Here is a 12,366-nt window from a genome sequence, read left to right as displayed (position 1 = left end):
CCCCGAACCTTACGGTTCGGGGTGCTTTTTTCATGGGTCGGTTCGGGCTCTCGCCGGTGCAGGGGCCGCGCCCCGCGCCGTCCGCGACCAGCGTCGGCGGCAGCACCTCGTCGTATCCTGGGACCAAGACGCCCCGAGGAGGACGCCCATGAGCGAGACCACCGTCTCCGAGGTCATGGCCGAGCTGGCCGCGCTGGAGGATCCGGCCCTGCGCGAGGCCAACGAGCGCCGCGGCGACGACCACGGGGTGAACCTGACCCGGCTGCGCGCCGTGGCCAAGCGCCTCAAGGCCCAGCCGGACCTGGCCCGCGAGCTCTGGCGGACCGGGGACACCGCGGCCCGCCTGCTCTCGATCCTCGTCACCCGGCCCCGAGCGCTCGAGAGGGACGAGCTGGACGCCATGCTGCGCGGGGCCCGCTCCCCCAAGGTTCAGGACTGGCTGGTGAGCTACGTGGTGAAGAAGAGCCGGCACGCCGAGGAGCTGCGCGTGGCCTGGCTGGGCGACCCGGACGACGCCGTCGCCGGCGCCGGGTGGGCCCTGACGGCCGATCGCGTCGTGAAGAGTCCCGAGGGGCTCGACCTGGCCGCGCTGCTCGACGAGATCGAGGCGCGGATGGCCGGTGCCCCCGAGCGCCTGCAGTGGGCCATGAACGAGTGCCTCGCGCAGATCGGCATCGAGCACCCGTCCCAGCGAGCGCGCGCCGTCGGGATCGGCGAGCGGCTCGGGGTCCTCCGCGACTACCCCACTCCCCCAACTGCACCTCTCCCTACGCCCCCGCGTGGATCGCCGAGGTCGTGCGGCGCCGGGAGGAGGCCTAGGGCTCGGCCCGTCACGTGCTTGGACCGCCCGGTCGCCTAGGGTATATACGAATCAGACGGGCGGCCCCGCCGCGGGGCCGGCCCCACGACCCGGGCGAAGGGAGCCCCCATGACGCTCGTCGGATTCACCGCGTTCGCCTCCACCGCCTTCGTGGTCCTCGAGTACCTGGTGAAGATCGTGGCGGTCGGCGTCATCCCCGAGAACCGGCGCCCCTCCTCCTCCACGGCGTGGCTGCTCCTGATCCTGTTCCTCCCGGTGGTGGGGGTGCCCCTGTTCCTCCTGCTGGGCAGCCCGTACATCAACCGCCGGCGCGCCCGCATCCAGGCCGAGGCCGACGAGCTGCTCGCCCAGGGCACCGAGGCGGTGCCGGACGTCCCCGACTCCGTCGACGTCCCGCCGGAGCTGGCCGGCGTCGTCGAGCTCTCCCGGTGCCTCACGGCCCTGCCGATGGTGACCGGGACGAACCACGGGGTCGTCTCCGACTACCGGGCGGGCATCGACCGGATGACGGCCCTGGTCGAGGAGGCGCGGGAGTCGGTCTGCGTGGAGATCTACATCATGGCGCGGGACCGGACCACCGAGGGCTTCTTCCGCGCCCTGGAGGACGCGGTGCGGCGCGGGGTCAAGGTCAGGGTCCTGCTGGACCACATGGGCTCGCGCAAGTACCCCGGCTTCCGGGACTTCCTGCGGGGCATGACGGCGGCGGGGATCGACTGGCACCTCATGCTCCCGTTCCAGCCGCTGCGCGGCAAGGCGCGGCGGATCGACCTGCGCAACCACCGGAAGCTGCTGATCGTGGACGGGCGGGTGGCGGTCATGGGGTCCCAGAACCTCATCGACCCCGCGTACGGCAGCGCGAGGAACGAGCGGATCGGCCGGCGCTGGAACGACATCTCGATCGAGCTCACGGGCGAGATCGTCAGCTCCCTCGAGGCCGTGTTCATCGTGGACTGGTACAGCGAGTGCGGCGAGGTGCTGACCATCCACGCCTACCGCGAGGCGGGCGACGACGCGGTGGAGGCAGGGGACGCGGCCGCGCCGGTCGCCGCACCCGGGGTCGCGGCGGGCGACGCCGCCGGGGCCGCTGCCGGCCAGCGCATCGGTGCTGGGCCCGGGGCGGCGGCGCGACTCGGCGACGACCTAGGGACGGCGGAGCGCCTCGGCACCGGGCCCGGGGCGGCGGAGCGGCGTCTCAGCGACGGCCCCGGGGCGGCGAGGAGGAGCGGCTCCGAGCCCGAGACCGCACGGGCCCGGGCGGCGCAGACCGCCGCCGTCGGCCTGCTGCCCGGGCGGCACGGGCCGACGCCGGCGGTGGGCGGGCCCGTCAACGCCGTGCAGCTGATCCCCTCCGGGCCGGGCTTCCGCACGGACCCCAACCTGCGGGCCTTCACCTCGCTGATGTACATGGCGCGGGAGCGGCTGGCGATCGTGAGCCCCTACTTCGTCCCCGACGAGTCGCTGCTGGCCGCCGTGGTCACCGCCGCGCACCGGGGCGTGCGGGTCGAGCTGTACGTCAGCGAGGTTGCCGACCAGTTCATGGTGGACCGGGCGCAGTCCTCCTACTACCAGGCCCTGCTCGACGCCGGCGTCGTCATCATGCGCTACCCCGCCCCGCAGGTGCTGCACACCAAGTGTTTCCTCGTGGACGACACCTGCGCCGTCATGGGCTCCTCCAACATGGACATGCGCTCGTTCGGGCTCAACTACGAGATCAGCCTGCTGGCCTACGGCGGCGACATCGTCGAGCAGGTGCGCGGCGTCGTCGACGAGTACGCCCGGTGCAGCACCCGGCTGGACACGGCCGCGTGGGAGCGCCGCGGCGTCGTGCGGCGGTACACGGAGTCGGTCATGCGCCTGACCTCCTCGCTGCAGTGAGGCGGGGCGCGGCACACTGCAGCGATGCGGGGCGTGGCGCACTTCGGTGAGGCGGCGGGGCGGGGCGCGCTGCAGGGATGCCAGCGCCGCGCTTCCGCCGCGGGTCTATGCTGGTGTGCAGCACGTCACCATGTCCGCACGTCCCCCAGGAGCGCACCATGACCGAGTCCGCAGCGGCGCGGAAGGCGGCCGCGAAGCCCACCGTCGTCGGCGAGGGCCGGGTCGTCCGGATCGGCGACCGCCTCATCCTCCGGCTGCCCGAGCAGGCGAGCCGGCAGCTGCCCTCGCGCGGGCAGGTCGCCGTGCAGGCCCTCGTGAACGGTCACGCGTTCGACGCCGTCCTGGAACCGGACGGTGCCCAGGGCCACTGGCTGCCCCTCGGCGAGGAGCTGCGCCGCGAGGCCGGCGTCGAGGAGGGCACCACCGCCGGCTTCGAGTTCCGGCCCGCCGGGGCCTGGCCCGAGCCCCAGGTGCCGGCGGACCTGCGCGAGGCGCTCGACGACGCCGCCGACCTCGCCGGGACCTGGGAGGACATCACGCCCATGGCGCGCTGGGAATGGGTCCGCTGGGTCGGGGCCACGAAGAACCCGCAGACCCGGCAGCGCCGCGTCGAGGTCTCGATCTCGAAGCTCCGCTCCGGCAAGCGGCGCCCCTGCTGCTTCAACCTGGCCTCGTGCACCGACCCGGAGCTGTCGAAGAACGGGAAGCTGCTCGGGATCGAGTGAGACGGTGCGGGCTGCTCGCCCGCCGGGACCGGTGACGGCGGGACGCCCATCGGACCGGCAGCGCGGCCCTTCGTCGCCTCGAGGCGTCACGGCCTGGCCGGAGTCGTGGCCCGGTCGTATCCTGGGAGCATCACCGCACCACGCCGGAACCCGCGCGCACGATGAGTCGCCGCACCCCGCGGCGGCCGGATGCCGGGGTCCGCCGCACCGAGGAGGAACCCATGACGTCGGATCCGAACGGCCTCCCGCGGGCCGACGCGGAGTCGCAGCTGCGCGAGCGCGCGATGAAGCGCCTGCGCGAGAAGCGCGAGTTCCTCCTGCACCTCGTCATCTACCTCGCCGTGAACGTGCTGCTCGTGGTCCTGTGGGCCTCGAGCGAGGACCCCGGGTTCTTCTGGCCGATCTTCCCCATCCTGGGCTGGGGCATCGGCGTGTTCTCGCACGGGTGGACGGTCTACCGGGGCCAGCACTTCAGCGAGGACCGCATCCGCCGGGAGATGGACCGGATGCGCGGGACCGGCTAGGCGCCGTCCGCGGATCGCGATGCCCCGGGCACCGGCCGGCCCCCGCGATGCGCCCCGGTGTCGGCCGACGACGCCCCTAGTCCGCACGCCTCGCCACCGGACGCGACGATCGGCGCCCGGAATGGCGCACCCCGGCGCGGAGACGACCGCTCAGTCCGCCGAGGCCGGCTTCCGGGCCAGCACGAGGTGCCGGGTCGAGTGGGCCACGAAGGGCCGCCCGGCGCGCATCTGCCGATCCAGCTCGCGCAGCCGGCCGGCGTAGCGCGCCGCGCTGAAGCCGGGCACCCACCAGACGCACTTGCGCAGGATCCACACCACCGCCCCGACGTCGAAGAACTCCATGCGGCACCGGGCCGTCCTCAGCTCCTCGACCCGCAGGCCCGCTCGCCGCGCGGCGGCCGCCTCGTCCTCGGGGTCACGGGCCCGCCGCTCCCGCGGCAGCGGCCCCAGGAAGTGCTCGATGAGCTCGAAGGCCGACGCCGGGCCCACGTGCTGCGCGAGGTAGCTTCCGCCGGGTGCGAGCACGCGGTGGATCTCCGGCCAGTCGGGCCGGACGGGGTGCCGCGAGGTCACCAGCTCGTAGCTCCCGCCCGGGAACGGCAGCGGCCCCTCGCCGGTCTCGACGACGCGGACGCCCCGGGGCCCGAGCCGCTCGCGGGCGCGCTCCACGTTGGGCGGCCACGCCTCCGTGGCCGCGGTGCGCGGCGGCAGCACGGGAGCCAGGTCGAGGACCTCCCCTCCCCCGGTGTCCAGGTCGAGGGCCGAGCCGGCGTGCGCCATCCGCTCCGCGAGCAGCCCGGAGTATCCCCACGGCGGCCGCTCCTCGGTCGCCCGCCCGTCGAGCCAGTCGAAGCCCCACCCGGCGACGTCGGCGGCCTCGGCCTCCTCGATCAGCTCCTCGAACGTCCTCATCCGCCCGATCCTATCCGTCCCCGCCGTTCCCGGCGCCCGCCCTCGGGCGCGGCACTTGCCCACGCCCGCAAGCTCGGCACCCGCCCACGCCCTCAGGCCCGCCGCGCGTACTCGGACACCACCACGCCCGACTCGAACGCCGTCGAGCGCACGAGGTCGAACAGGCCGGGGGCGTACCTGCCCCGGTCGAACAGCGGGATCCCGGCACCGAACAGCACCGGGTTGCACTTGAGGACGAGCCGGTCGATCTCGTCGATCAGCTGGGTCGCGAGGTTGCCGCCCCCGCACAGCCAGATGCCGGCGCCCTCCTCCCGCTTGAGGCGGCGCACGACGTCGACGGGCGGCTCGTCTGTGACCGTGAGCCTTTCCCCCTCCCCCTCGTGCCCGCGGGAGAACACGACCTGCTCGAGGTGGCGGTACGGGCTCGTGACGCCCTCCTCCAAACCGACGGCGTAGGTGTTCCAGCCCATCACCACCGTGCTGAACACGTCGCCGGCCGGCTCGATGCCGAAGCGCTCGGCGACGTGGGTGGGGATGGTGTCGCTGTAGCGCCGGATCAGCTCCTCCATGTGGTCGCCTTCCATGAGGAAGGCGTCGAAGGCGCCGTCGGGACTCGCGATGTAGCCGTCCAGGCTGGTGGCGATGTAGTAGACGAGTTCTCGCATGGTGCTCCTCGGGTCGGGGGGGGCGGTCGGGGCGGCAGCCTCGGTCCGGGGCGGGCCCCTGGCCGTAGGCCCCGGTGAGGCCGCGCCGGTGGGGTCGAATCAGGGGGCGTCCGGAAGCAGACGCCTCGGAGCGCGCGCCTCCCAAGCCTCGGCGATCAGCTCGCTCAGCTCCGACCGGTCGACGCGTTCGAGTCGGACCAGAACGCTCGCGTGCTCGCGGTAGTGGTCCGTGGTGAAGAACCGGTCCGGCGCGGCGTCGAGCAGCACCTGGCGCTCCCCCAGGTCGCGGCGCCAGCAAACCAGGACTCCCGGCTGCTCGTGCAGCCGGAGGAAGATCCTGCCGGCGACGTAGAAGGCGGGGGTCCCGTAGCTGGGCCTCTCCTCGACCTCGGGCAGCGTCGTCGCGATGCGCCGCACGTCCTCCTCGGTGGTCATCGAATCGCCGCTCGACGATGGCGGCGGGCGGCCGGCGCCGCCCGGGAATATCCCCAACTATGACGTGGATTACACTGCATAACCCCACCCTACGCGGTGCGTCACGCTTGTGCGCCGAGAGCGGACGGGTGGAGCAGTTCCCCGCCCGGATCCCCGCCGTTCCGGGCCGCGCGGAGGCTGCCGCCCACTCTGGGAAGGCCGCCGCGAACTTTTCCCCCCAACCCGGTGTTGCACCCGCACCGCCCGAATTAGGCTCGAAACATCTTGGAAGCATTCCAAGACAACGCCGCCTGACCTTCAGGCGGATCAAACTCTGGAGAGTGACTGCACCATGGTCAACAATAACCTTGACTTCGACGCACTCGACAACGCCAACGTCTACGACGATGAGCACAAGAAGATCGGCTCGATCGGCCAGGTCTACCTCGACGACGACACGCAGCAGCCCAAGTTCGTGACCGTCAACGTGGGCCTGTTCGGAGCGCGGGAGACCTTCATCCCCGTCGAGTCGGCCAACCGCACCGAGGACGGCATCACGGTTCCGTTCTCGAAGGACTTCATCAAGGATGCGCCGAACGTCGACGTCGACGGGCACCTCACCCCTGATGAGGAGCGCCAGCTGTTCGACTACTACAGCCTGAACTACGACGACCGCTCCGGCCGCTCCGCAGGCGGCGTGCGCGACGACGCCGGTCGCCGCGATGACCGCGACGACGCCGGTCGCCGCGGCGAGCGCGACGGCGACCTCGCCGCGGGCGGCGTCGGCGGCGGTCTGGGTCGCGACGACGACCGCGGCGCGGGCCTGGGTCGCGACGACGCGGCCCTGCGCGACCGCGGAGCCGGCCTGGGCCGGGACGACGACGCGGCGCTGCGCGACGGCGACCGCGGTGCCGGCCTGGGCCGCGACGACGCGGACCGTGCCGCCGCGGACGGGCGCGGCCGCGAGGCGGGCCTCGACGACGAGGGCTCGCTCGTCGCGCACGAGGAGCGCCTCCACGTGGGCACCGAGCAGCACGAGGCGGGCCGCGCCCGCCTGCGCAAGCGCGTCCGCACCGAGCACCAGAACGTGGAGGTTCCGGTGCAGCGGGAGGAGCTCGTCGTCGAGCGCGAGGAGATCGACCCGAACTCGGCCGAGGCGCGCAACGCCGGCGGGATCGACGCGCAGGAGACCGAGGAGGTCGTGACGCTGCGCGAGGAGCGTCCCGTGGTCGACAAGGAGACCGTGGCGACCGAGCGGGTCAACGTCGGCAAGCGCACCGTGCAGGACACCGAGACGGTCTCCGGCGACGTGCGCCGCGAGGAGATCGAGGTCGACGACGAGGAGAACGGCCCGGATCGGCGTCGCTGATCCGCCTCGCCCGACGCGGACGTCCTGACGAGGCGGCCCGCGCCGCGTGAGTCCTCCACCGCGGGGCCGGCCGAGCGCATGCTCGGCCGGCCCGCGGCGTCCGGCGGGTGCGAGCGCCCGGCTCGTGCCGCCCGCCCGGTAGAGTCGTCCGCACCAGGCGACGGCGGCGAAGGGGAGCACCATGGCGACGGACGGACATCTGACGGGCAGGGTGGCGCTGGTCGCCGGGGCCACGCGCGGGGCGGGGCGCGGCATCGCGGTCGAGCTGGGCGCCGCGGGCGCCACCGTCTACGTCACGGGTCGCACCACCCGCGAGCGCCGCTCCGAGTACGACCGGCCCGAGACCATCGAGGAGACCGCCGAGCTCGTGGAGCGGGCGGGCGGCGTCGGGATCGCGGTGCCCACCGACCACCTGGTCCACGAGCAGGTGCGCGAGCTGGTGGAGCGCGTCGACCGGGAGCAGGGCCGGCTGGACGTGCTGGTCAACGACATCTGGGGCGGGGAGAAGCTGACCGGCTGGAATCAGCCCGTCTGGGAGCACGACCTCGACGCCGGGCTGCGGCTGCTGCGCCTGGGGGTCGAGACGCACCTGGTCACCGCCCACTACGCGCTGCCGCTGCTGATCCGCGAGCCAGGCGGCCTGCTCGTGGAGGTCACCGACGGCACGAGCGAGTACAACGCCGCGCACTACCGCCTCTCCCCGTTCTACGATCTCGCCAAGGTCTCCGTGAACCGGATGGCCTGGGCCCACTCCCGGGACCTCGAGGCGCACGGGGCGACCGCGGTCTCGCTGACGCCGGGCTGGATGCGCTCGGAGATCATGCTCGAGGTCTTCGGGGTGCGGGAGGAGAACTGGCGCGACGCCGTCGCGGGCGAGCCGCACTTCGCGATCTCGGAGACGCCCCGCTTCGTGGGCCGCGCGGTGGCCGCGCTCGCCGCCGACCCGGAGCGGGGCCGGTGGAACGGGGAGTCGCTCTCGAGCGGGCAGCTCGCGCGCGAGTACGGCTTCACCGACCTGGACGGCTCCCGGCCGGACGCGTTCCGCTACCTCGTGGAGGTGCAGGAGGCGGGGAGGCCGGCGGACACCGACGGGTACCGCTGAGGCCGCGGGCCCGGCTCCCGGCGGTTCCGGCCGGGGCCGAGCCGTCAGCCGTCCGGGGCAGTACCGTCAGCTATCCGGGGCAGTGCCGTCAGCCGTACGTGACCGGCTCCCCCAGGGTCAGCTCGTAGTACAGCGCGAGCGGGCCCGAGCCCTGCCCCTCGTGGCAGTCGAAGCCGTGCCGCTCGTACAGGCGGCGGGCCACGACGTCGGCCTCGGTGGTGTTGAGGTCCACGTACCCGTAGCCCGCCTCGCGCAGCCGCCGCAGCATCTCCTCCAGGAAGCGGCCGCCGACGCCGCGGCCGCGCCGCTCGGGCCGGACGTACAGCTCGGCGAGGTACGCCTCCGGCCGGCTCTCCCACAGCCCTGGCCGGAAGCGCAGGACGGCCACCCCGTCGGCCGGCCGGCCCGCGAGCAGCACCGCGGTCTCGCCGGGGCCGGGCGAGGCCGCGCCGCCGGGCCGGTGCCCCGCGCCGCTCAGCGCGGCCAGCCGCCGGGCGAGCCAGTCGGGGCGGGGGCGGGGTCGTCGTACTCCCGGTTGAAGGCGACCAGCAGGCGGGCGGCCTCCTCGAAGTCGGCCGGCTCCCGTGCGACGCGGAACCCCGGCCCGGCCGACTCGCGGAAGCGGCGGAGGGCCTCGGCGTCGTCGACCGGGGTGGCGGCGGCATCCGACGCACCCGCGGGATCCGACGTACCCGCAGGACCCGACGCACCCGCCGGTTCCTCGCTCACCCCTCGTGGCCGATCCACTGCCACAGGCTGGCCAGCGCCGCCGTGGTCCCCGCGCGCAGGGTGGTCTCCGGGTCCGGGGCGAAGCGCGGCGAGTGGTTCACCGGGCCACCGGGCTCCGGGGAATCGAAGCCGCCGAACCACCAGAAGACGGACGGGACCTCGATCGAGGCGCCGAGCCACCCGAAGTCCTCCGAGCCCATCATGGGCGGGCCGACCGAGACCTCCTCCTCCCCGAGCGCCGAGCGCAGGCCTGCCAAGACCCGCTCGCCGGCGCGCTCGTCGTTGACGTTGAGGGGGAAGTCGTAGATCTTCTCGATGACCGGCTCCTCGATGCCCGCCACCATCGCCTCTCCGCGCAAGATCCGGTGGATCGACCCGATCAGCCGGTCCCGCGTCTCCTGGGACAGCGCCCGGGTGTTGACGGTGAACTCCGCCTCCTCGGGGATGATGTTCTCCTTGATCCCGGCGTGGAAGGTGCCGACCGTGACGACGGCGGCCTCCTGCGGGGCCAGCTCCCGGGACACGATCGTCTGGAGGCTGGTGACCATCGAGGCCGCGGCGACGATGGGGTCCTTGCCGTCCTGCGGCTGCGAGCCGTGGGTCTGGCGGCCCCTGACGGTGACGCGCAGCGAGTCCGCGATCGCGGTCGCGACGCCCGCCGCGAGCGCCACGGTGCCCGCCCGGGCCGGCGAGACGTGCTGGCCGAGGACCACCTCCGGCCGCGGCGCCCGGTCCCAGAGGCCGTCCTCGACCATGGCGCGCGCGCCGGCGGCGGTCTCCTCCCCCGGCTGGAAGATCGCCACGAGCGTCCCGCCCCAGCGCTCGGTGTCGTAGACCAGGGCCCGCAGCGCCCCGAGCAGCGCGACGACGTGGGTGTCGTGCCCGCACCCGTGCATGACCGGGACCTCCCGGCCGTCGGGCAGGGTCCCGCGGGCCTCCGAGGCGTACTCCCGCCCGGACCGCTCCTCGATGGGCAGCCCGTCCGTGTCCGCGCGGAAGGCCACGACCGGCCCCTCCCCGTTCTCCAGGATCCCGACGACGCCGGTGCCGCCGCAGCGGAAGTGCTCGATGCCCAGCGCGTCCAGCTCGGCCTCGATCCGCTCCTGGGTCGCGTGCTCCTGCATGCTCAGCTCGGGGTTGCGGTGCAGGTGCCGGTAGAGGTCGTGCAGGGACTCGGTCTCGTGGGCGGAGAGCTCGGGCAGGTGGGAGACGGTCATGGAGCGATCCTTCCGGGGCCGGTGCATGGTGTGATCCAGCGTACAGCGGGCCGATCCGGCGGCGGCCCAGCGCCCCCGGCCGCCACGGACCGTGTCCCGGCGGCCGGGCCCGCACGGTTCCCGGCGTCCGCACCGCCGAGTGGGCGCCGTCCACGCGGCCGGGCCCGCACCGTCCCCGCCGTTCCGGCGGTCGCACCCACGCCATCCCGACGCCGCTCAGTCGCCGAGCCCGCGCGCCTCCAGGGCGTCCCCGACGTCGTCGGCGTGGCGCAGCGAGAGCACCAGCACGGGCATGACCCAGGCCCACGGGACGAGCCGGACCCCGCGGCTGCGCTGGGCGTCGCGGACCTGGCGCACGATCTCCCCCAGCTGGCCCACCGCGCTGAGCGTCAGGGCCATCGCCAGCCCTACGCGCTCGGGCCGGGCGCCGAACCGGCGGAAGGGGCGCAGCAGCCGCTCGGCGGTCTCCACGATCCCCTCGACCGGCGTCGTGCGCGTGACGCACTGGGCGAGCAGGACCACCGCGACGACCCGCAGCGTGTTGGTCGCCGCCACGACCGGGGCGAGGAAGATCAGCTGGGTCGCGGCGAGGAACAGCAGGAGCAGCCAGATCCGCCGCAGCTCGCGCAGCAGCAGCCGCGGGCCCAGCCCGGCGAGCGCGAAGGCGGCCACGGGCAGCGCGGCGCACGCGAGGCAGGTCCACCACGAGGCCGGCGCGAGGGAGAGCCCCAATGCGACGACGGCGAGCGCGAGCAGCTTGACCCCGGTGGGCGCGCGGTGGACCGGGCTGGCGCCGGGGACGTAGAGGGAGATCACGCGAGGGTCTCCTCGTAGGCGGCGATCACGCACTCCGGGCGGCCGCGGGCGTGGAGCCGCCCGTCCTTGACGAGGATCGCCTCCTCGCAGCGGGCGGCCAGGTCCATGTCGTGGGTGACCAGCAGGACCTGCGGGGCGGCGGGGGCCAGCAGCCGGTCCGCGATGATCCGGCGGTGGCGGGCGTCCAGGAGGCTGGTCGGCTCGTCGGCGATCACCAGGCGCGGCCGGCGCACCAGCACCGAGCACAGGGCGAGCCGCTGCATCTGACCGCTCGAGAGGGTCTGGCAGGCCCGCTCGGCGAGCTCGGTCAGGCCGTGCTCGGCCAGGGCCGCATCGACCCGCGCCGCCGCCTCGGCCCGGCCCAGGCCGAGCCCGCGCAGGGACAGGGCGACGTCCTCCCGCACCGTGGGCATGATGGCCTGCGCGCCCGGGTTGGAGAACACGAAGCCGACGCTGCGGCGCAGGCGCTTGGCGTGCCCCACGGTGGGGACGCCGTCCACGGTGATGGTCCCGGAGGCGGGGCGCACCAGCCCCGCGACGGCCTTGGTCAGGGTGGACTTGCCGGAGCCGTTCTCGCCGATGACCGCCGTGGTGGGGGCCGCGAGCTCGCAGCTGACGGCGTCCAGCAGGACCGCGGGGCCGGAGGGGCCGTCGGCCTCCACGGTCACGGCGTCGAGGACGACGCTCATGCCGCGCGCTCCAGGAGCATCGCGGCGCCCATGCCGCCGCCGATGGCGCAGGTCGCGACCCCGACCGAGCCGACCGGGGTCTCGAGCAGCCGGTGCCACAGGCGCACCAGGGCCACGGCCCCCGAGGCGCCCCACGGGTGGCCGAGCGCGAGCGCGCCGCCGCGGGCGTTGACGCGCGCGTCGACGCCGTCAGCCTCGGGGCCGGGGACGTGGGGTCCGGGTCCAAGCCCTGGGGCGCCGGTGCCGGTGCCGGGAGCGCCGAGACCGCGCCCGGGGGCCGCGAGCCCCAGCTCGTCCAGCGCGGCGAGGGCCTGCGCGGCGAAGGCCTCCACGATCTCCACGGCGGCGAGGTCCTCCATCCGCAGCCCGGCGCGGTCCAGGACGCAGCTGACGGCGTCCAGCAGGACCGCGGGGCCGGAGGGGCCGTCGGCCTCCACGGTCACGGCGTCGAGGACGACGCTCATGCCGCGCGCTCCAGGAGCATCGCGGCGCCCATGCCGCCGCCGATG

General features: G+C 74.4%; 14 protein-coding genes and 1 pseudogene. 6 read left to right on the top strand and 9 right to left on the bottom strand.

The genetic code is table 11. The features are described from left to right. Window positions 1-148: 148 nt before the first annotated feature. From NBM05_RS08255 to NBM05_RS08240, 4 genes and pseudogenes are all read left to right on the top strand, one after another. A pseudogene (locus NBM05_RS08255) lies at window positions 149-819 on the top strand (DNA alkylation repair protein). A 109-nt stretch (window positions 820-928) separates the two neighbouring features. Beyond that, a complete protein-coding gene (locus NBM05_RS08250) occupies window positions 929-2,695 on the top strand; it encodes a phospholipase D-like domain-containing protein (protein WP_254166463.1) in 1,767 nt (588 codons plus the stop codon). A 158-nt stretch (window positions 2,696-2,853) separates the two neighbouring features. Beyond that, on the top strand, window positions 2,854-3,420 hold the full coding sequence (locus NBM05_RS08245; RefSeq protein WP_254166462.1) for a YdeI/OmpD-associated family protein: 567 nt from the start codon (window positions 2,854-2,856) through the stop codon (window positions 3,418-3,420). A gap of 221 nt (window positions 3,421-3,641) precedes the next feature. Continuing rightward, the gene (locus NBM05_RS08240) at window positions 3,642-3,944 is read left to right on the top strand and encodes a 2TM domain-containing protein (protein ID WP_254166461.1); all 303 of its coding nucleotides are present in this window, start codon (window positions 3,642-3,644) and stop codon (window positions 3,942-3,944) included. Window positions 3,945-4,094: 150 nt separating this feature from the next. Here the strand turns inward: NBM05_RS08240 and NBM05_RS08235 are convergent, their stop codons facing one another. The 3 genes from NBM05_RS08235 to NBM05_RS08225 form a co-directional block, all read right to left on the bottom strand. Next, entirely contained in the window at window positions 4,095-4,856 is a 762-nt protein-coding gene (locus NBM05_RS08235; protein ID WP_254166460.1) for a methyltransferase domain-containing protein, read from the bottom strand. A gap of 92 nt (window positions 4,857-4,948) precedes the next feature. Next, entirely contained in the window at window positions 4,949-5,521 is a 573-nt protein-coding gene (locus tag NBM05_RS08230; RefSeq protein ID WP_254166459.1) for a dihydrofolate reductase family protein, read from the bottom strand. Between the two features lie 99 nt (window positions 5,522-5,620). After that, on the bottom strand, window positions 5,621-5,956 hold the full coding sequence (locus tag NBM05_RS08225; protein ID WP_254166458.1) for an MmcQ/YjbR family DNA-binding protein: 336 nt from the start codon (window positions 5,954-5,956) through the stop codon (window positions 5,621-5,623). Between the two features lie 331 nt (window positions 5,957-6,287). Here NBM05_RS08225 and NBM05_RS08220 point away from each other — a divergent pair, with 331 nt between their 5' ends. Both NBM05_RS08220 and NBM05_RS08215 read left to right on the top strand, forming a co-directional pair. After that, window positions 6,288-7,304, top strand: a complete 1,017-nt coding sequence (locus NBM05_RS08220) for a DUF2382 domain-containing protein (RefSeq protein WP_254166456.1) — start codon at window positions 6,288-6,290, stop codon at window positions 7,302-7,304. A 181-nt stretch (window positions 7,305-7,485) separates the two neighbouring features. Then, entirely contained in the window at window positions 7,486-8,406 is a 921-nt protein-coding gene (locus NBM05_RS08215; protein WP_254166454.1) for an SDR family oxidoreductase, read from the top strand. A gap of 88 nt (window positions 8,407-8,494) precedes the next feature. Here NBM05_RS08215 and NBM05_RS08210 read toward each other — a convergent pair whose 3' ends face one another. The 6 genes from NBM05_RS08210 to NBM05_RS08185 form a co-directional block, all read right to left on the bottom strand. Further along, a complete protein-coding gene (locus tag NBM05_RS08210) occupies window positions 8,495-8,824 on the bottom strand; it encodes a GNAT family N-acetyltransferase (protein WP_254166452.1) in 330 nt (109 codons plus the stop codon). Between the two features lie 56 nt (window positions 8,825-8,880). Continuing rightward, on the bottom strand, window positions 8,881-9,135 hold the full coding sequence (locus NBM05_RS08205; RefSeq protein ID WP_254166450.1) for a hypothetical protein: 255 nt from the start codon (window positions 9,133-9,135) through the stop codon (window positions 8,881-8,883). Then, on the bottom strand, window positions 9,132-10,352 hold the full coding sequence (locus NBM05_RS08200) for an amidohydrolase (RefSeq protein WP_254166448.1): 1,221 nt from the start codon (window positions 10,350-10,352) through the stop codon (window positions 9,132-9,134). Before NBM05_RS08200 ends, NBM05_RS08205 begins: the two co-directional genes overlap by 4 nt. 216 nt (window positions 10,353-10,568) lie before the next feature. Continuing rightward, a complete protein-coding gene (locus tag NBM05_RS08195; protein WP_254166446.1) occupies window positions 10,569-11,168 on the bottom strand; it encodes an energy-coupling factor transporter transmembrane component T family protein in 600 nt (199 codons plus the stop codon). Further along, a complete protein-coding gene (locus NBM05_RS08190; RefSeq protein WP_254166444.1) occupies window positions 11,165-11,857 on the bottom strand; it encodes an energy-coupling factor ABC transporter ATP-binding protein in 693 nt (230 codons plus the stop codon). The genes NBM05_RS08195 and NBM05_RS08190 overlap by 4 nt, the downstream gene beginning before the upstream one ends. Continuing rightward, window positions 11,854-12,321: a beta-ketoacyl-[acyl-carrier-protein] synthase family protein gene (locus tag NBM05_RS08185; protein WP_302183815.1), complete on the bottom strand. Its 468-nt coding sequence runs from the start codon at window positions 12,319-12,321 to the stop codon at window positions 11,854-11,856. The genes NBM05_RS08190 and NBM05_RS08185 overlap by 4 nt, the downstream gene beginning before the upstream one ends. Window positions 12,322-12,366: the final 45 nt, after the last annotated feature.

This window comes from Rothia santali (genome assembly GCF_024199905.1).
Taxonomy (GTDB): Bacteria; Actinomycetota; Actinomycetes; order Actinomycetales; family Micrococcaceae; genus Rothia; species Rothia santali.
This window is presented reverse-complemented; position numbering and strand designations above follow the sequence as displayed.